12 protein-coding genes and 5 tRNA genes are annotated in these 17,653 nt (G+C 65.3%); 8 read left to right on the top strand and 9 right to left on the bottom strand.

Annotation, left to right across the window (positions count from 1 at the left end; all coding sequences use genetic code 11):
* Positions 1–229: 229 nt before the first annotated feature.
* The gene (locus tag FHR56_RS05135; protein WP_160947255.1) at positions 230–1,720 is read left to right on the top strand and encodes a hypothetical protein; all 1,491 of its coding nucleotides are present in this window, start codon (positions 230–232) and stop codon (positions 1,718–1,720) included.
* A gap of 382 nt (positions 1,721–2,102) precedes the next feature.
* Here the strand turns inward: FHR56_RS05135 and FHR56_RS05130 are convergent, their stop codons facing one another.
* The 5 genes from FHR56_RS05130 to FHR56_RS05110 all read right to left on the bottom strand — a co-directional run bounded on the left by FHR56_RS05130 (position 2,103) and on the right by FHR56_RS05110 (position 7,240).
* The gene (locus FHR56_RS05130; RefSeq protein WP_160947256.1) at positions 2,103–3,659 is read right to left on the bottom strand and encodes a hypothetical protein; all 1,557 of its coding nucleotides are present in this window, start codon (positions 3,657–3,659) and stop codon (positions 2,103–2,105) included.
* Positions 3,625–4,221, bottom strand: a complete 597-nt coding sequence (locus FHR56_RS05125) for a hypothetical protein (protein ID WP_160947257.1) — start codon at positions 4,219–4,221, stop codon at positions 3,625–3,627. Before FHR56_RS05125 ends, FHR56_RS05130 begins: the two co-directional genes overlap by 35 nt.
* A gap of 810 nt (positions 4,222–5,031) precedes the next feature.
* Positions 5,032–5,235 (bottom strand): hypothetical protein, encoded by a 204-nt coding sequence (locus FHR56_RS05120; protein ID WP_160947302.1) that lies wholly within the window; start codon positions 5,233–5,235, stop codon positions 5,032–5,034.
* 68 nt (positions 5,236–5,303) lie between these two features.
* Positions 5,304–6,554 (bottom strand): ATP-binding protein, encoded by a 1,251-nt coding sequence (locus FHR56_RS05115; protein WP_160947258.1) that lies wholly within the window; start codon positions 6,552–6,554, stop codon positions 5,304–5,306.
* Positions 6,551–7,240 (bottom strand): response regulator, encoded by a 690-nt coding sequence (locus tag FHR56_RS05110; RefSeq protein ID WP_160947259.1) that lies wholly within the window; start codon positions 7,238–7,240, stop codon positions 6,551–6,553. Before FHR56_RS05110 ends, FHR56_RS05115 begins: the two co-directional genes overlap by 4 nt.
* 108 nt (positions 7,241–7,348) lie before the next feature.
* Here FHR56_RS05110 and FHR56_RS05105 point away from each other — a divergent pair, with 108 nt between their 5' ends.
* Genes FHR56_RS05105 through FHR56_RS05085 form a run of 5 tightly spaced genes read left to right on the top strand, consistent with a single transcriptional unit; the run spans position 7,349 to position 15,735 of the window.
* Entirely contained in the window at positions 7,349–8,809 is a 1,461-nt protein-coding gene (locus FHR56_RS05105; RefSeq protein WP_184502427.1) for an efflux transporter outer membrane subunit, read from the top strand.
* Positions 8,810–8,835: 26 nt separating this feature from the next.
* Positions 8,836–9,654 (top strand): MipA/OmpV family protein, encoded by an 819-nt coding sequence (locus FHR56_RS05100; protein WP_184502426.1) that lies wholly within the window; start codon positions 8,836–8,838, stop codon positions 9,652–9,654.
* Positions 9,655–9,677: 23 nt separating this feature from the next.
* Positions 9,678–10,796, top strand: a complete 1,119-nt coding sequence (locus FHR56_RS05095; protein ID WP_160947262.1) for an efflux RND transporter periplasmic adaptor subunit — start codon at positions 9,678–9,680, stop codon at positions 10,794–10,796.
* Positions 10,793–13,867 (top strand): efflux RND transporter permease subunit, encoded by a 3,075-nt coding sequence (locus FHR56_RS05090; RefSeq protein ID WP_184502425.1) that lies wholly within the window; start codon positions 10,793–10,795, stop codon positions 13,865–13,867. The genes FHR56_RS05095 and FHR56_RS05090 overlap by 4 nt, the downstream gene beginning before the upstream one ends.
* Positions 13,864–15,735, top strand: coding sequence for an alpha/beta hydrolase (locus FHR56_RS05085; protein WP_160947264.1), 1,872 nt, complete (start codon positions 13,864–13,866; stop codon positions 15,733–15,735). The genes FHR56_RS05090 and FHR56_RS05085 overlap by 4 nt, the downstream gene beginning before the upstream one ends.
* 310 nt (positions 15,736–16,045) lie before the next feature.
* Here FHR56_RS05085 and FHR56_RS05080 read toward each other — a convergent pair.
* The 4 genes from FHR56_RS05080 to FHR56_RS05065 form a co-directional block, all read right to left on the bottom strand.
* Positions 16,046–16,121: transfer RNA gene (locus tag FHR56_RS05080), tRNA-Glu, on the bottom strand.
* A 44-nt stretch (positions 16,122–16,165) separates the two neighbouring features.
* Positions 16,166–16,241, bottom strand: a tRNA-Ala gene (locus FHR56_RS05075).
* Positions 16,242–16,353: 112 nt separating this feature from the next.
* Positions 16,354–16,429, bottom strand: a tRNA-Glu gene (locus FHR56_RS05070).
* Between the two features lie 45 nt (positions 16,430–16,474).
* Positions 16,475–16,550, bottom strand: a tRNA-Ala gene (locus tag FHR56_RS05065).
* Between the two features lie 422 nt (positions 16,551–16,972).
* Between FHR56_RS05065 and FHR56_RS05060 the strand changes: the two genes are divergently transcribed.
* Positions 16,973–17,059, top strand: a tRNA-Leu gene (locus FHR56_RS05060).
* Between the two features lie 180 nt (positions 17,060–17,239).
* Positions 17,240–17,620 carry a response regulator gene (locus FHR56_RS05055; protein ID WP_048489724.1) on the top strand — a complete coding sequence of 127 codons (381 nt, stop codon included), beginning with the start codon at positions 17,240–17,242 and terminating at the stop codon, positions 17,618–17,620.
* The last annotated feature ends 33 nt before the right edge of the window (positions 17,621–17,653 follow it).

Below are 17,653 nucleotides of genomic sequence, written 5' to 3'. Positions count from 1 at the left end.
TAGCGGTCATCAGTGGTGTGTGAGGATTTGCTGGGAACCTGCGTTGTCCTGGACGTGACCCAGGATCATGCTCCCGATTCCGGCAACCATGCAATGCTGCCGTCGCGCAGATCGACACTATGAGCATTGGGGGGCGTGCCGGTGCTAATCTTGGCACCTACGCTCAGGGGCAATCCGCAACGTGCCAGCCGACTATGGAAAGGTCAAATCAGCGCTACGGAAGGTGCCCTTGGAGGATTCGCTTCGCCACGTGTGGCAGTACTCAAGGCTCGTGTCGGGTCAGGTGAAGCTACCTGACAGCTATGTCCACCGGGATGAGCGGGGCTACTCCCACGATATCGAGAAGTATCTCCACCCTCACCAGGTTGAGCTTCTGGCTCGCGAGCTGCTTTTGCATGCAGACAGGAGTGGGAGACCTACAGGCCATTCTCTGGCGAATTGGCCGGACTTTGTCAACGTAAAGAGTGCTTTGGATAAGTTCGCCAATGACGTACACGAGGACAATCCAAACACCGACATCATGCTGACGCTGCACCGGATTGCGCAGGCCCAATTTCCGGGGTTTAGCCGACTGACACGTGCCAAGATCGGTCGCTACCTAGCGATGTATCGAACGCCAGCCCTTCGGGCGATCTTCGAAGAGCATCTGGGCATCGATGTGGACACATATTTCGTCCTGACGTTTGCCGTGATCGCGTCAGCACTCAACCGGGTACAGATGAATACCACGACGGACTACGAAATTCTGGGAGTGGATAGATCGCAGTCGACACGCTTCTTCGAACGCATCAGCGGTAGCTTGGAGCCGATGCGCAAGAAGCTAATTGATACCCAGCGTCAGAACGATTGCTGGGAGTACACCTTCAATGCACTTCACTTCTATCCGTTGATCTCACTATTTCCAGACCACCCAGAGCGCGTCATGTGTCCGCTGCCACCAGCATTGGAGCGGCGATTGCTTGAAGGTCTTTACTTCGATTTAGTTGATGCCAAGGGTTTTCCCAACGCTTTCGGTGATGCCTTCGAGAGCATCACGGGTCGGATACTCAGGAGTTTGGAACCTCGCTATGAAGTCGAAGAAGTGCAGCCCAAGAAGATTAAAAAGGTTAGATATGATGGAACGGACTGGATAGTTAGGTCACACGGAAACTGCGCATTTGTAGAATGCAAGTCAAAGCGTTTGTCGTTGAGTGGACGTGTGGCAGAGCAGGTCAGCGATCTGGAAAAAGACATGGTCAAACTCGCCGAGGCGGTTGTTCAGAACTACGCCAACATCCATCGTGAGATGCAGGATAAGCAGGAAGAGGATTGCCTATACTTCAACATCGTCACCACTCTAGAAGACTGGATCCTGTTTAGCAATATCACTACGACAATGTTACATAGTCACGTGGTCGATCAGCTCAGCAAGAAGAGCCTTCCTGCAGAACTGATCGATAAGGTGCCGTATCGCGTGCTCAGCTTTGAAGGTGCGATATACACCTGCGCGACGCTCAAGGTGCAATCGATGATCGAGGTGTTCGGACTTGAGAAAAATCCAGATTTCAATGGACTGTTATTCCTCACAAACCTGAAGAGTCGCTTTCAAAATGCAGACACGGATAGCGTAGGCAACTTCGAAGACGATTTCAACACGTTGATTCTACCTGTCATCGAGAAATCAAAAATAGCCATGAGTCAATCTGCATCGAAATCTATTGGCGCGACAGTTCACCTTTAGTATCGCAACCAGATCAAAACGCCTTTGCTAAATCCATGTGCCTGGTCCAAGATTTTCCTGCCTCCGGCGCTCCCTCCTTGGTTGGCCACTGGCATCCACTCATCCCGCAGAGGATTAATATGGCCATCAAAACAACACGCCTACATACAATCAGAGGCGAAATTCATAATGGCTATCTGCACTAGCTTTGCCGAACATGATGATATGGATTCGCGTAAGCCCCTGATTGACTGAGAAGCGGACGCTGCAGACGAACAGCGGATTGCTCCAACTGCCTCGTTTAGAGAAATTTGTCGCGAGTAGTGGTGCGGGAGCGCAAACTAAAAAAACGGGTTTCATTTTGCGCCCGGGGCGAACTTATTTCGACTTGATACTAGCGAACTTAACCAGGACTCTGCGCTAGCTCTATGTGGGCACGCCTGCCACCACATTGCGAGCAGCCAAATAGGCAGGTTAGGGGGCGTCCAAGTCCCTCGGCCTCGGAAACCAGGGAGGACCATTCGTACGTATTCGGATAAATGCGTGTCAGCTCTTGCCCCTGTCTTGCCGTAGGAACAAGGTACATCCACTCTTCGGCGTGCAGGAAGTAGCGGTGGGAGAGTTTGGAGAAATCACGCCAAAGGCGCTTGCACTCCGACTTCTTGCCGATTGCCGCCAGTGAAAGTAGGAGAACCCGTGCCATGTACGAGGAGCCCTCAAAAGTCTCCCTCTCACTTTCCTCCACGTCGAGCGACATCTGAGCGAGAAAGCTAGCTGTTCCGTCGTAATAGGGACTCGACAATGCTAGTCCTGAATCGGCTTGATTCAACGCGATGGTTTCGGCCGCGAGGCTTGCTAGGTTAGCCGCCACCCGCCCTTCGTCCCCCATCTTGCGAAGAACGAGTAGAGGAGGGAACTCGTAAGCAATGGCGGCCTCGCCCCAAAGGTCTGGAGCGCTGCGCTCCTCCATAAGCCAATCTCCCAAAGCCGTGTGGTCGTCGGGCAGTAATAAAGGCTGAGATTCGTTAGCTAGGTACAGGGAGGACAATAGCCCTCGTAGCACGCCGATCCGCCATCCATAGATGACGGAGTCCTCTAACCCCGAGGGCATTGCCAGGTGATCCCGCCGACTGACTTCGGCCCAAAGAGCTGCCAGCGCGTCAAGGATGGCCCTCTCGGCGAGTTCGAAATGGTGGCTTACCTCACATTTTCCACCACTCTTCTCGTACATCGCCTGCAGCATAGCCCGGCACACGGTCCAGCCAACCGCTACCGCTTGGTGGTTCTCGCTCATCGCAAAGGGTGACAGGGCAATACTCGTTGCCCACATTGCACTGCTAGCAACTCGAGAGAGTTCCAGAATAGAGGGTTGGTCACTTTCAGAATCAAGTCGGTCCAGCAAAAGAATAGAGCTCAGCATGCCTGCAAGTAGGTCTAGGGGAAGCTGATCCGACGTATCTGCCATGTAAAGGTCCAGAAGTCGCCTTGTGTCGTCGATCTCGCTGGGCCATAACCTGGTTGACGCACTAAGAGCCATCTCCAACAGCTTGCCCCGGCTCCACAACTCAAGCTTTGAGGGATAGGGTGCTGAGTTCATCTGCGAAACGGCTACCTGTACCTCTTCGCCAAAGCTTCCGTTATTGACCAAGTAAGATCGATAAACGCCAGGAGGGAAGCCAGGCATCGCGGGTGGCTGGGACATAAGCTGGACCAGCTGAGGCTGGATTTCCCTTCGGAACTCGCCGACAGTCATCTGCTTATTGGGCTGACCTTTTAGCTGGAAGGCGCACCCCACTCCGTCCGGTGCGATTGCCAGTACATCTTTTCCGAACTCAAGCAGGCAATGGCGAGTGCTGTGGAGAACCGTGTACCCGGATGCAGATAGCATCTGGACGAAGACCTGCTGGTAACTCAATTCACTCGCACTATCCAACCAGTTCTCGAGCAGCTTCTCTAGCATGGTATGCCTCTCGCTTCCGCTGCATGATGTCTTTGTACCGTTGCTGTAGGACCGGGTCTGTGTCCAACTGCCTTTGGGCTCTGGCAAGATCCTGCCTGGATTCTGGGTGCATCACCAGCCGCATATTTTTTATCTGACCGGTGTCATCAAAATCCATTTCGATTTTTTCGAGTAGTTCCAATAACAGCTCGGGGGTGAACCCCTTCCCCTTTCCATTTACCACCTGGCCGGCAGCCTCCAGCGTGCGGTCAAGGTCACTGTAAAGTTTTCTAGACATCCCCTCCGCCATCCGACGCGCCAAGTCAGCTAGAACATCGTAGCGCTCAGCCGATGTAAGCGTCGCCACTTTTCTGACATCGAGTGAGCTCTCTGCGGAGATCGTCGACATGCCGCTTTCCTCTGCAGTCCCATCGGCGCGCAGAGTAGTCATGCCATCGCCTTCATGAATGATGTGTCTGGGTATGTCAGAGAATGCTCCAAGTTGCTTTTGAGCCAAGGCGCTGATCGTTTTGAGATGCACCTTTTGCAGCTCGTGCTTTACCTTTCGGAGATCGGGCAACATAAGATCTGCCTCCTCAGAAAAGGGGGAGTTTACTAGCATGAAAGCTGAGCTTGGGGCGCTTTTTTCGACTGGGAGTGTAGGGGGCATCGCTCCCTACGGATAGCGCCTAACTCTCGCCTGTTACCCGGGGCCCACGTCTTTGTCTAATTTACTCCGCTGCCTCTTAGGTATGATCCCGGGCAATAGGGGAGGGGTCATGGACGCTCGCGCATTCTTCTTTGTTCTAGCTGTAGTTGCTCTGCCTGCTTATGGGCAGCAGGTTTACAAGTGCGTCGCCGGCAAGGCGGTGACGTATCAGTCCTCGCCTTGTGCTTCCGGCTCGGCAGTCAAGTCCTGGGACGCCACTCCTGTTCCCGAGCCGTCAAACGCTGAGTTGTGGCGCCGCTACCGCTTGCAGCAGGAGCTAGACCGACGATACGCCGCTCAGCATTCTATTGGCGGCTATGGCGCTTCCGTCTCTGGTTCCCAGTCCGGCGATGCCTGCGAGGCTGCGAAGCGGCAGCGTGAGGCGGTATATGCTGCCGCTGGGGTGCATCGATCGTTTGAGCTGTCTAGTCAGATGGACAACGCTGTACACGATGCATGCAGGTGATCGGGGTACAGAGGCTGGCCCCCTGCGGAGACGCCTCATCCTGCCATCTGCCCGAAATGGCGTTCCCGCCAGCTCGTAAAGACCACAACAACGAACTTCATCAGGAAGTCACTGCCACACCCAGCGCAGCCGCGCCCATACCATGTGCACGAAATTTCGCATAATGTATCTTATGTAAATTCAGATGCCGCAGCGCCGCTCGCGTCCACGTCACCCGTTCAACGCTTCTCCAGCCGCCGCCGTATCTGCGACATCTGCCTGGCGCTGAAGTTGCCGCCGTGGCGATCCAGCAACGCAACCACGGTCGCGTGCGCCTCGTCAGCCCGGCGCTGCAACTCCTGGATGGCCGCGTGCTCGATTTCTTGCCACTCCTCGGCGGTCTTGCCCGTTGGGACGGCCTGGCGCTGGCGGTTGGTATCCAATGCGGTACTCACCTGGAAGCCTGGGACGGAACGTCTCCGTTCGTGCAGCGGACTTTACCGCACCGATCTCACGCTTGCCGTTTGCGCGGATGTGGCGCAGGCGCACTGCTGCGACCCGCGCCCGCATCACCTGCCAACCCGGACGGCAACCGCACCTGGGCGCATAGTCCGCCGCCCCCGCGATTGGCGAACTCCAGCGCACCGCCGTGCGCCTGGCAGATGGCCGCAGCGATCGACAGGCCCAGGCCGCTGCCGCCGGAATGGCGCGCACGCGAGTCGTCGGCGCGCCAGAAACGGTCGCCCATGCGTGCCAGGGCTTCTTCGTCGACGCCGGGGCCGCGATCGGCGACGCGGATCAGCACGCCATCGGCATCGGCCTGCGCCTCCAGCGCCAGTTCGCCGCCGACCGCGGCGTAGCGCAGTGCGTTGTCGATCAGTACCGACAACACCTGGCCCAGGCGGTCGCGGTCGGCACTGATGTGAAGTTGCTCGGGGATGCGGACCTGCACGTGCATGCCGGCCTCCTGCAGCGGCTGCGCGGCCCAGGTCAGGCGCTCGCGGACCAGCGCACCGAGCGCGAACCGCTGCGGTTCCAGCATCAACTGGTTGGCGCGGGCCATCGACAGCAGGTGCAGGTCGCCGACCAGGCGATTGATCTGCTCCAGCTGGCGCTGGACCATGCGCAGTTGCTCCTCGCTGCTCGGGAACACCTGGTCGAGCATGCCCTGCACCCGCCCCATCGCGGCGTTGAGCGGGGTGCGCAGTTCGTGCGCCAGCATCGCGCTGGACTCGCGCACTTCGCGCTCGTACTGCTGCAGCTGCGCGCTCATGCCGTTGAAGTCGATCGCCAGCCCGGCCAGTTCGTCGGGCGCACCGGGCACCACCCGGGCGCGCGCGGCGAAATCGCCGTCGCTGATGCGCCGCGCCGCCTCGGCCACGTTGGAGAACTGCCGCGACAGCGGCCGCGAGGCGAGCAGGCCGCAGACCACGATCACCGGGATCGACGCCAGCACCATGCCGGCCAGCAGCCACCAGTCGCGGCTGGCCAGCCCGGGCAGGAAGTCGGCCACGTCGTAATAGGTTTCGAACAGTTCCCACAGGCGCCGCGCATTGCTGTGCGGATCCTCGCGCAGCTGCAGCATCTCCTGCCGCGCCTGCGGTGGCAGGCGGCTCAGGGTGGACACGTCCCAGATCGCGAAGCGCAGCACCATGCCCAGCGCGATCGCGATGATGGTCAGTACCGCCAGTGCGCTCATGCGCAAGCCCACCCACTGCCACAGCGGCGCGTGGCGATTGCGGCGGAACCAGGACCAGTTCATCGGAAGCGATAGCCGATCGCGCGTACCGTCACCAACAGGCCGGTGACCTGCTCATGCTCCAGCTTCTTGCGCAGGTTGTGCACGTGCGCATCCACCACCCGCTCCAGCGCATCGCTGTCGGGCAGGCAGATCTCCAGCAGTTCGCTGCGGGTGAAGGCCTTGAAAGGCGTCTTCATCAACGTGGCCAGGATGTTGAATTCGGTCGGGGTCAGCTCCAGCGCCACCTCCTGGCCGTCGGCAGCGCGCACGGTGGCGCGCACCGCCGCGGTGTCCACGGTAAGCCGCTCGTGACGCAGCGGCTCCTCGCTGGCACGCGCCGGCCCGGCGCGGCGCAGCACCGCATACACCCGCGCCACCACTTCCTTGGGGCTGTACGGCTTGACCACGTAGTCGTCGGCGCCGTAGCGCAGCGCGCCAAGCTTTTCCGGCTCATCGCCCATCGCGGTGACCATGATCACCGGCGTGTCGCTGCTGCGGCGGATCGTGGACAGCACCTCGGTGCCGCTGAGCCGCGGCAGCATCACGTCCAGCAGCACCAGGTCCGGCTTCCACTGCGCGTGCACCGCCACCGCCTTCTGCCCGTCCTCGGCGATGGTGACGTCGAAGCCGTCGCGGCGCAGGTAGGCCTCGAGGATGCTGGCGCTGTCGGCATCGTCTTCGACCAGCAGGATCTTCTTCGCGTGCATTGCCTGGTGCCCGTTTTCGCGTCTTGATGGAATCTTGAAGATTCCTAGAAGGCGGCTTGAACATGCCCGCCGATGCTGGCAGTCGAGTTCGATCACCCGACCGCCGCCATGATTCTACCGTCCCCGTTGCTCCGCCCGCGTCGCGCCCACGCCCTGCTCGGCCTGCTCGCGCTCGCCCTGGGGGGCTGCTCCTTGGCGCCGGTCTACCAGCGCCCGCAACCTGCCCTGCCCCCTACGCTGGGCGCGACCGCCGCAACCGCGGCCACTGCCCCGGACCGCAGCGACAGCGCACTCACGGATCAGGAACAGCGGTTCGTGCGGGCGTTCTCGCCGCAGCACGACCTGGCCCCCCTCGTGACCCAGGCGCTGGCCCACGACCCGGACTTCCGCAATGCCGTGCTGACCGTGCAGCAGGCGCGCGCCCAGTACCGCATCGAACGCGCGCAGCAACTGCCGCAGCTCGGCCTCGATGCCCAGGGCACGCGCCGCAGCTACGACGACGCGGCCACGCAGGCGCGCTATGGCCAGAAGCTGAGCACCGTTGCGGTCGGCGTGGACGGCTTCGAACTGGACCTGTTCGGCAAGCTGGCGTCGCTGTCGGCGGCGGCGCAGCAGCGCTACCTGGCCACCGAAGAAGGTCGCCAGGCGGCGCGCGGTGCGCTGATCGCCGAAGTCCTCCGGGCCTACACGCTGGAACGTGCCGCCCTGCAGAGCCGGCAGCAGGCGCAGACCATCGCCGAGCGCAGCGCCGCGCTACTGGCGATCGCCACGCGCCAGCAGGCAGTCGGGCTGATTTCCCAAGATGCGCTGGACCGCCAGCGCCACGACGACGACCAGGCGCAGGCGCGCGCGCAGCAGGCCGTCAGCGACCACGCCGCCGCTCGCCGCGCCCTGCAATTGCTCGCTGGCTACGCCGCGCCCGACGGCGCCGGCACCCTGCAGGAGCTGTTGCCCGGCGCCGAGCAGAACGACGGCCGCGCCTGGCGCGACCTCGATTCGCAGCTGCTGCTGCAGCGCCCGGACGTGCGCCAGGCCGAAGCCGAACTGCGCGCGCGCAATGCCGACATCGGCGCTGCACGCGCCGCCTTCTTCCCGTCGATCCGGCTGAGCACCTCGCTGGGCACCGCCAGCGAGGCCTTGAACGGCCTGTTCATGCCCGGCAGCCGCACCTGGAGCTTCATGCCGCAACTGGTGCTGCCGCTGTTCGACGGCGGCCGCAACCGCGCCAACCTGGATCTCGCACAGCTGCGCAAGGACGGCGCGGTGGCCGACTACGAGAAGACCGTGGAAGCGGCGTTCCGCGAGGTCGCCGATGCGCTGGATGCGCTGCCGGCGCTGCAGCAGCGCGAACGCGGCGAACGGACCAACCTGGAACGCGAACGCCAACGCGTGGCGCGCCTGCAGCAGCGCGTGGCGCAAGGCCTGCAGGACCGCCCCGAGTTGCTGGCCGGCGACATCCAGGCCGCCCAGGCCGAACTGGCGCACCTGCAGGCCCGCCAGGACCTGTTGCTCGATCGCATCGCGCTGTTCCGCGCGTTCTATGGCGTGCCGCTGCCGCACGCGCCCTGACCTTTCCCCCACCCGAGGTTGCCCCGATGAAACATGTCCTCTTCGTTCTGTCGCCCACGCTGACCGTAGCCTTGCTGGCACTGCCGCCGGCCGCGCATGCCGCAGACCCCGACCCGGCGCTCAGCGCCGGCCTGTTCGGCGACCGCACCCAACTCAGCGTGGGCGCTGGCGCCATGCTGACCCCGCGCTATGCCGGTTCCGCCGACGATCGCGTGCAGGCGGTGCCGGTGTTCTCGGTGCAGCGCGGCATCCTGTTCGTCGACACGGTGCGTGGTGCCGGCGTGCAATTCCAGAACGCGCACGGCTTCTCCGCCAGCCAGTCGTTCGGCTACGACCTCGGCCGCCTGCAGCGCAACAGCAGCTGGCGCCCCGGCTCCAAGAACCTGGCCGGCATGGGCGACGTGCCCGGCGCGATCACCGCGCGCAGCCTGGTCATGCAGCAACTCACCCCGTACCTGGCGCTGGACGCCGAGGCCGAGTTCGCGCTGAAGGACGGCGCGCGCCGCAACCGCTACCGCGCCGGGGCGCGCTTCACCCTGCTGCAGGCCGCGGCCGACAACGTGACCCTGGACCTGGACGCGCACTTCGGCGACCGCCGCTTCAACCAGGCGTACTTCGGCGTCACCGATGCGCAGAGCCTGGCCAGCGGCTTTCAGCCGCATCGCGCCGATGCCGGCGTGTACGCCTACACGGTCGGTGCCGAATGGGACCACACCCTGTCGCCGCACTGGACCGCCTCGCTGCTGCTCAACGCCACCCGCTACGTCGGCCCCGCCGACGGCAGCCCGGTGGTGCGCCGCCGCGCGGGTGCCGGCGGCGGCGCCACCCTCACCTACACCTTCTGATCGCTTCCGGGACACCGCCGACCATGATCCTGCGCCCCACCCTGCTTCTCCCGCTGTGCCTGGCGCTGGCCGCGCTGGCGTTGTCCGGCTGCGACCGCGAGGCCCCGCCGCCGGCCGATGCGCCGCGCGCGGTCAAGCTGGAAACCGTCGGCGGCGACGCCGCGCACGACAGCATCCGCTACCTCGCCCAGGTGCGCCAGCAACAGCGCGCCGACCTCGGCTTCGAAGGCGGAGGCCGCATCGCCACCATCGCCGTGGACGTGGGCGACCGCGTGCACGCCGGCCAGGTGCTCGCGCGCCTGGATCCGGAACCGAACGCCCTGCGTCTGCAGCAGGCCGAGGCCGGCGTCGGCATCGCCGCGGCCGACCTGCAGCAGCAACAGACCCAGCTCGCCCAGCAGCAGGCCATGTTCGACGACGGCGCCGCCTCCGCGTCGACCCTGACCGCGGCCAAGAGCGCCTTCGCCGCGGCGCAGGCGCGGGTGCGCAGCGCGCAATCGGACCTGGCGCTGGCGCGCCGCGCGGTGCGCCAGTCGGAACTGCGTGCGCCGTTCGACGGCAGCGTGGTGGCGCGGCTGCAGCAACCCGACACTCTGATCGGCGCCGGCCAGCCGGTGCTGCAATTGGACGGTGCCGATCGCGCGCAGGTGCTGGCGACGCTGCCGGCCGAGCGCGCAGCGGCGCTGCAACCCGGCCAGCGTGTGCTCGCCTACCGCAGCAGTGCGCCGCAGCAAGGCTTGCCGCTGCGCCTGCGCAGCGTGTCCGAACGCGTGGACGGTGGCGCCACCGTGCAGGCGCTGTTCGACAGCGCCAGCGCCGATGCAACGCAGCCGCGCAGCGGCGAATCGCTGCTGCTGGCCCTGCCCGACAGCGTTGCCGACCAGGCACCGAGCGTGCCGCTGAGCGCGCTGCTCCCGAGCATGGCCGATGGCCAGACCATGGTGTTCGTGTACCGCCAGGACAGCGGCAGCGTGCGTCGCCGCCGGGTCGTGATCGGGCACAGCGATGGCGGCCGCGTGCAGATCCTGCGCGGCCTGGCCGCGGGCGAGCGCATCGTCGCCGCCGGCGCCGCCTTCCTCCACGACGGCCAGCACGTGGTGCCGTTCCGTCCCACCACCCGCCTCGGCACCGTCTCGCCATGAACCTGACCCGCGCCACCCTGCAGTCCAGCCGCCTGGCACTGTTCAGCGCCGCCCTGATCCTGATCGGCGGCATCGTCACCTTCCTCGGCTTCCCCTCGCAGGAAGAGCCCAGCGTGACCGTGCGCGATGCGATCGTGCAGGTCGGCTTCCCCGGCATGCCCAGCGAACGCGTGGAGAACCTGCTCGCGCGCCCGCTGGAGGAACGGCTGCGCGAGGTCAGCGGCCTGAAGAAGATCGTCACCACCATCCATCCCGGCAGCGCCATCGTGCAGCTCACCGCGCAGGACAGCGTCAAGGACCTGCCGGCGCTGTGGCAGCGGGTGCGCAGCAAGGCGGCCGAGGCCGGCGCGGAACTGCCCGCGGGCACCCAGGGGCCGCTGGTGGACGACGACTTCGGCCGCGTCGCCATCGCCTCGATCGCGGTCACCGCGCCCGGCTTCAACACCGCCGAGATGCTCGGACCGCTGCGGCAGATGCGCGCGCAGCTGTATGCCGTGCCGGGCGTTGAGCGGGTCACCTTCCACGGCCTGCAGGACGAACGCGTCTACGTCGCCTTCGACCGGACCAGGTTGGGCGAAGCCGGCCTCACCCCCGCCGCGGTCGCGCAGCAACTGCGCGCGCAAAACGTGGTCGCCGGTGGCGGCCTGGTCGCCGCATCTGGCATGGCGATGACCGTGACCACCTCCGGCGAAGTGCGCGACCTGGACGACCTGCGCAATACGCCCATCGCGACGCAGGGCACCGACGGCCCGCGGCAGATCCCGCTGGCGCAACTGGCGCGCATCGAGCTGATGCCGGTGGATCCGCCGGAGGCCGGCGCGATCTACCAGGGCCAGCCGGCCGTGGTGGTGGCGGTGTCGATGGCGCCGGGCAACAACGTCGCCGAGGTCGGCAAGGCGCTGCGGCGCACCCTGGGCGAGACCGCCAAGGCGCTGCCGGTGGGCTTCGCGCAGCACGTGGTCACCTTCCAGGCCGACGTGGTCGAGCGCGAGATGGGCAAGATGCACCACGTGATGGGCGAGACCATCGTCATCGTGATGGCGGTGGTGATGCTGTTCCTCGGCTGGCGCACCGGCCTGATCGTCGGCGCGATCGTGCCGCTGACCATCCTCGGCGCGCTGATCGCGATGCGGGCGCTGAACGTGGAACTGCAGACCGTGTCCATCGCCGCGATCATCCTGGCGCTGGGCCTGCTGGTGGACAACGGCATCGTCATCGCCGAGGACATCGAACGGCGCCTGGCCGCCGGCGAAGAACGCCGCGCCGCCTGCGAGGCCGCCGGCCGCAGCCTGGCGATCCCGCTGCTGACCTCCTCGCTGGTGATCGTGCTGGCGTTCTCGCCGTTCTTCTTCGGCCAGACCAGCACCAACGAATACATGCGCTCGCTGGCGATCGTGCTGGCAGTGACCCTGCTCGGCTCGTGGCTGCTCAGCATCACCATCACCCCGTTGCTGTGCATGTACTTCGCCCGCGCGCATGCCGCGCCGGCCGACGGCCACGGCGACACCTATACGTCCAGGCCGTACCGCCTGTACCGGCGCGCGATCGAAGCACTGCTGGCGCACAAGGCACTGTTCCTGGGCAGCATGCTTGCGCTGCTGGCACTGGCGGTGACGGTGCTGGTCTCGGTGCCGTACAGCTTCCTGCCCAAGTCCGACCGCCTGCAGTTCCAGATGCCGGTGACCCTGCAGCCCGGCAGCGATGCGCGCGAGACCCTGCGCACCGTGCAGTCGATCAGCCAATGGCTGGCCGACCGCCGGCAGAACCCGCAGATCGTCGACAGCATCGGCTATGTCGCCGATGGCGGCCCGCGCATCGTGCTCGGGCTGAACCCGCCGCTGCCGGCGGCCAACATCGCCTACTTCACCGTCAGCGTGCGGCCGGGCACCGACATCGACGCGCTGATCGCCAAGGTGCGCACCCACCTGCGCCAGGCGTATCCGGCGGTGCGCGCCGAGCCCAAGCGCTTTTCGCTGGGCTCCACCGAATCCGGCGTGGCGATCTACCGGGTGATCGGCCCGGACGAGGCGCAACTGCGCCGCCTCGCCGCCGGCATCGCCGACGCCTTGCGCGCCCTGCCCGGCACGCTGGACGTCAGCGACGACTGGGACAGCCGCATCCCGCGCTACGTGGTGCAGGTGGACCAGGCCAAGGCGCGCCGCGCCGGCGTCGCCAGCGAGGACATCGCCCAGGCGCTGCAACTGCGCTACGGCGGCGTGGACGCCTCGGTGATCCACGACGACGGCAGCAATGTGCCGATCGTGCTGCGCGGCGACAGCGACCAGCGTGCACGCGCCGGCAACCCGGGCGACACGCCGATCTATCCGTCCTCCGGCGCTGCGCCGCTGCCGCTGTCGGCGATCGCCGACATCCGGCTGAGTTCGGAACCCTCGACCATCCAGCGCCGCAACCTGAGCCGCGCCATCACCATCACCGGCCGCAACCCGGACCTGACCACCGACCAGGTGGTGGACGCGCTGGCCGACAAGGTGGCGGCGCTGCGCCTGCCGCCGGGTTACCGCATCGAGATGGGCGGCGAGCTGGAGGATGCCGCCGAAGCCAACCAGGCGCTGCTGCAGTACATGCCGCATGCGCTGGGGGCGATCCTGCTGCTGTTCGTGTGGCAGTTCAATTCGTTCCGCAAGTTGTTCATCGTGGTCGCCAGCATTCCGTTCGTGCTGATCGGCGCCACCCTCGCCCTGCTGGTCACCGGCTATCCGTTCGGCTTCATGGCCACCTTCGGCCTGCTCGCGCTGGCCGGCATCATCGTCAACAACGCGGTGCTGCTGCTGGAGCGGATCGAGGCCGAACTGGCCGATGGCCTGGGCCGGCACGAGGCGGTGATCGCCGCGGCGGTCAAGCGCCTGCGCCCGATCGTGATGACCAAGCTGACCTGCATCGTCGGCCTGATTCCGCTGATGCTGTTCGCCGGGCCGCTGTGGACCGGCATGGCCATCACCATGATCGGCGGCCTGGCCCTGGGCACGCTGGTGACCCTGGGCGTGATCCCGGTGCTGTACGACCTGCTGTTCGCGCGCCGTGCGGGCATGCCGGCGAAGGCCGCGGCATGAGGCGCCAGCGCTGGCACCGCGTGGCGCTGGCCTGCGTCGTGCTGGGGCTGGCGCTGTGCGCCGGCGGCTGCGCCAGCGTCACCCTGCAGCGCGTGGATGCCGCGCGCTACATCCAGGCCAAGCGTGGCGACGCCCTGAGCGCCGCGCGCCCCAGCCATGCCGCCCTGCAGACGCTGAACGTCGCCGGCCTCGACGCGGCAAGCTGCACGGCAACGGTTGCGCGATGCGTCGAGCAGTTGCTCGGCAACACCGACCTGGACCAGGAACGCGCCCTGGCGACGGCGTCGGAACTGTCGCTCCTGGCCGCGCAGCGTGCCGCCAAGCAGCAGCCGGACGGCGATGCCACGCTGGCCGCCTGGCTGCAGACCGCGCGCTACGCCTACGCCTACCTGTTCTTCAGCGGACGCACGCCCAGCGAACGCGCCTTCGAGGAACGCCAGACCCAGGTGCGCGACTACTACAACTACGCCGTGCAGCAAGCGGTCACGGCCTTGTTCGCGCGCTACCGGCGACATCCACCCGCCACGCAGGACGCCGGTGCACAGATCGCTGCCCTGCCCGAGTGGACGGTGACGCTGGATACCAGCGGCATCGGTAGCCCAAAGGACATGCCGATGCCCGAAGCGATGCTGGCGGCCAGCGGCCTGCGCTTCGACGGGCTGCGCAGCGTCTATCGGCGCGACGGGTTCGGTGCGGAAATGGTCGCGGTCCTGCCGCGGCCGGCGCCGGACGTCATCGGCGCTGCCGACGCCGCTCCCGCCTACAGCGACATGCCCACGCCCAACCTCACGGTCTTGCTGCGCTTCGACGGCCGCACTCTCAAAGAGGTATTGTCCGGCCACAGCGCCCACGTGGAGGTCCACGATCCCTCGCTCAGCGAGCGGGTGGCGATGGGCGGTGCCGACGTGCCGCTGGCCGCCAACTTCAGCGCCGGCTATGGCGTATGGATGGCCCGCGCCGGCTTCGCCGCGCAGTCGCTGCGCACCCTGCTTGGCCTGGGGCACGGCATCGACCGGCCGCACGTGTTCCTGACCCAGCCCTACGATCCGAACCGGCGCGTGCTGGTGCTGCTGCATGGGCTGGCCAGCAGCCCGGAGGCGTGGGTGAACCTGGCCAACGACCTGCTCGGCGATCCGCAGGTCCGCGCGCGCTACCAGATCTGGCTGGTGTACTACCCGACCAACCTGCCGATTCCCTACACCCACCTGCAGGTGCGCACGGCGCTGCAACAGACGCTGGACCAGTTCGATCCGCAGCGCCGCAGCGTGTCCGCACACGACATGGTGTTGATCGGGCACAGCATGGGCGGTGTGCTGGCGCGCTTGATGGTGTCCTCCAGCGACGGCGAGCGGCTGTGGCGCACCTTGTTCGATGGGGCCGCGCTGGATCCGCAGGCGCGCCAGGCGCTGCAAGCCAGGCTCGGACCGATGCTGCATTTCGCGCCGATGCCGGAAGTATCCGAAGCGATCTTCCTGGCCACCCCGCAGCGCGGCACGCCCGAGGCCGCCGGTACCCTCGGCGAACTGGCGCGCGCCGTGATCGGCCTGCCCCGTCGCGTCCTGGATCAGTTCAAGGACATTGCCGGCAAGGACATGCTCGGCCCACTGCCCAACAGCATCGACAGCCTCAGCGACCGCGATCCCTTCATCCTTGCCGCGGCGCAGTTGCCGATCTCACCGCAGGTGACCTACCACTCGATCATCGGGCAGGAGGATCCGCGCGTGCCGCTGACGCAGTCCAGCGACGGCATCGTGCCGTACTGGAGCGCCCACCTGCCCAGCGCCGCCTCGGAAACGGTGATCGTCTCCGGGCACAGCGTGCAACAAACGCCGCAAGCGATCCTGCAGATCCGCCGGCTGCTGCATTGAGCGGGCGCCGCAGCGTAATAGCCCCTCTCCCCTCGGGAGAGGGGTTGGGGTGAGGGTACGGCGCAGCCACGTGCGGTCGAAATGCCAAGGCGCATGTCACGACAGTTGAAATGTCGTGCGCGTCCGGACCCTCATCCGCCCCTGCGGGGCACCTTCTCCCACAGGGAGAAGGAAGAAGCCAAAGCACCTCTCCCTCCGGGAGAGGGGTTGGGGTGAGGGTACGGGCGCACGCCCCCGCCATCTCCAAGACGCCGCCCCGACCACAGCACGCATAAAAAAACACCCGGCGATGCCGGGTGTTTTCGAAGAGTGGCGTCCCCACGGGGATTCGAACCCCGGTCGCCACCGTGAAAGGGTGATGTCCTAGGCCTCTAGACGATGGGGACGCAGATAACGATGTTGCTTTGCGGACGGCCTATGTCCGAAAAGTTGGTGGAGCCAGCCGGGATCGAACCGGCGACCTCTTGCATGCCATGCAAGCGCTCTCCCAGCTGAGCTATGGCCCCACGTGTACTGGCAGAAGCGGAATCTTACCCGACTTTCTTCCGATGTACAAACCCCGCACTCAATGCGTTCGGCAGAGCCGAACCCGGATGCGTGCGAGGAATTCCTGCAAATTGGCGTCCCCACGGGGATTCGAACCCCGGTCGCCACCGTGAAAGGGTGATGTCCTAGGCCTCTAGACGATGGGGACGCTGTTAACGATGTCGCTTTGCGGACAGGCCTACGTCCGAAAAGTTGGTGGAGCCAGCCGGGATCGAACCGGCGACCTCTTGCATGCCATGCAAGCGCTCTCCCAGCTGAGCTATGGCCCCACGTGCTGCGAGGAGCGGAATATTAACGATCGTGATCGGCACACGCAAGCGTTTTTTTGCGGAACGTTCGTGGCATCGCCAAGGCACCCGCCATACCTCATCGAATCGTCGTGGACGCCTGCATTCCACGACGCGCGAGCCTCGCATCGACCATCACGACGATGTGGGTCCATGGCAGTCCGCGGCACAGAAACGCTGCCGAGCGTCTGCAGCCATGCCCGGCGCGCAATTGACGATGTCGGCACAACACGAAGCGCCCTGGGAAGCGCGACACAGATGTCGCGACGGCGTACCGCCTATAGAGAGAACGGCCCGGGAACGCCTCGCCCACTGCCATCCCTCTCCCCTGCCCCACACTGAGACAGCACCGGCATGGCGCCGCTAGCGGCACGGCCGCACAGTCGGCTATACTCCGCGGCCGCGCCGAAGTGGCGGAATCGGTAGACGCAGCGGACTCAAAATCCGCCGCCCTTAAAAGCGTGTGGGTTCGAGTCCCACCTTCGGCACCAGGACTTACGGCAGCTTCGGCTGCCGTTTGTTTTTTTGCGCGACCGCCGCGTGTTTGCACGACCGCCGGTGCGTCGATGGCGATCACAGGTAAACGCTTCATCTTCCGGCGGCCGTTTGTCTAGGCGGCGGCAGTGACGGTCCCGCTATACTTTCCGTTCCCAAACCTTAACGAGCAAGCGATGTCGGCATTGCGGGGCCTGCGTATCCTGGTGGTCGAGAACGACGAGATGAACGCCACGCTGCTGGAACTGCAGCTTGCCCAGGCGGGCGCCGAGGTGGTCGGTGTCGCCGCCTCCGTGCAGCAGGCCCTTGCGCTGATCGACAGCGAACGCCCCGACCGGGCCGTGCTCGACTTCCGCCTTTCCGCTGGCGAGACCAGCGAGCCGGTGGCGCGGGCGCTGAGCGAACGCGGAACGCCCTTCGTGCTTGCCACCGGCGTGGCCGCCGATGCCCTGCCCACCGGCTTCGCCGCCGGCGTGGTGCTGACCAAGCCCTATCTGTCCGAACAGCTGATCAAGGCCTTGCAGGACGCTCACGCCAAGACGACCGCACGCCCCTGAGAATCCCCGATCGTAAGCCCGCCGCCTGGCGGG

Origin of the sequence: Xanthomonas sp. F10 (assembly GCF_014206815.1) — a bacterium.
Taxonomy (GTDB): Bacteria; Pseudomonadota; Gammaproteobacteria; order Xanthomonadales; family Xanthomonadaceae; genus Xanthomonas_A; species Xanthomonas_A indica.
The sequence above is the reverse complement of the archived record's forward strand: the minus strand, read 5'-3'. Positions and strand labels throughout refer to the sequence as shown.

Excerpts from the sequence above, each read along its gene's own strand:
- FHR56_RS05125 (WP_160947257.1), bottom strand. The coding sequence starts at position 4,221 with ATGTTGCCCGATCTCCGAAAGGTAAAGCACGAGCTGCAAAAGGTGCAT.
- FHR56_RS05130 (WP_160947256.1), bottom strand. The coding sequence starts at position 3,659 with ATGCTAGAGAAGCTGCTCGAGAACTGGTTGGATAGTGCGAGTGAATTG.
- FHR56_RS05105 (WP_184502427.1), top strand. The coding sequence starts at position 7,349 with ATGATTCTACCGTCCCCGTTGCTCCGCCCGCGTCGCGCCCACGCCCTG.
- FHR56_RS05095 (WP_160947262.1), top strand. The coding sequence starts at position 9,678 with ATGATCCTGCGCCCCACCCTGCTTCTCCCGCTGTGCCTGGCGCTGGCC.
- FHR56_RS05110 (WP_160947259.1), bottom strand. The coding sequence starts at position 7,240 with ATGCACGCGAAGAAGATCCTGCTGGTCGAAGACGATGCCGACAGCGCC.
- FHR56_RS05100 (WP_184502426.1), top strand. The coding sequence starts at position 8,836 with ATGAAACATGTCCTCTTCGTTCTGTCGCCCACGCTGACCGTAGCCTTG.
- FHR56_RS05090 (WP_184502425.1), top strand. The coding sequence starts at position 10,793 with ATGAACCTGACCCGCGCCACCCTGCAGTCCAGCCGCCTGGCACTGTTC.
- FHR56_RS05055 (WP_048489724.1), top strand. The coding sequence starts at position 17,240 with ATGTCGGCATTGCGGGGCCTGCGTATCCTGGTGGTCGAGAACGACGAG.
- FHR56_RS05115 (WP_160947258.1), bottom strand. The coding sequence starts at position 6,554 with ATGAACTGGTCCTGGTTCCGCCGCAATCGCCACGCGCCGCTGTGGCAG.
- FHR56_RS05085 (WP_160947264.1), top strand. The coding sequence starts at position 13,864 with ATGAGGCGCCAGCGCTGGCACCGCGTGGCGCTGGCCTGCGTCGTGCTG.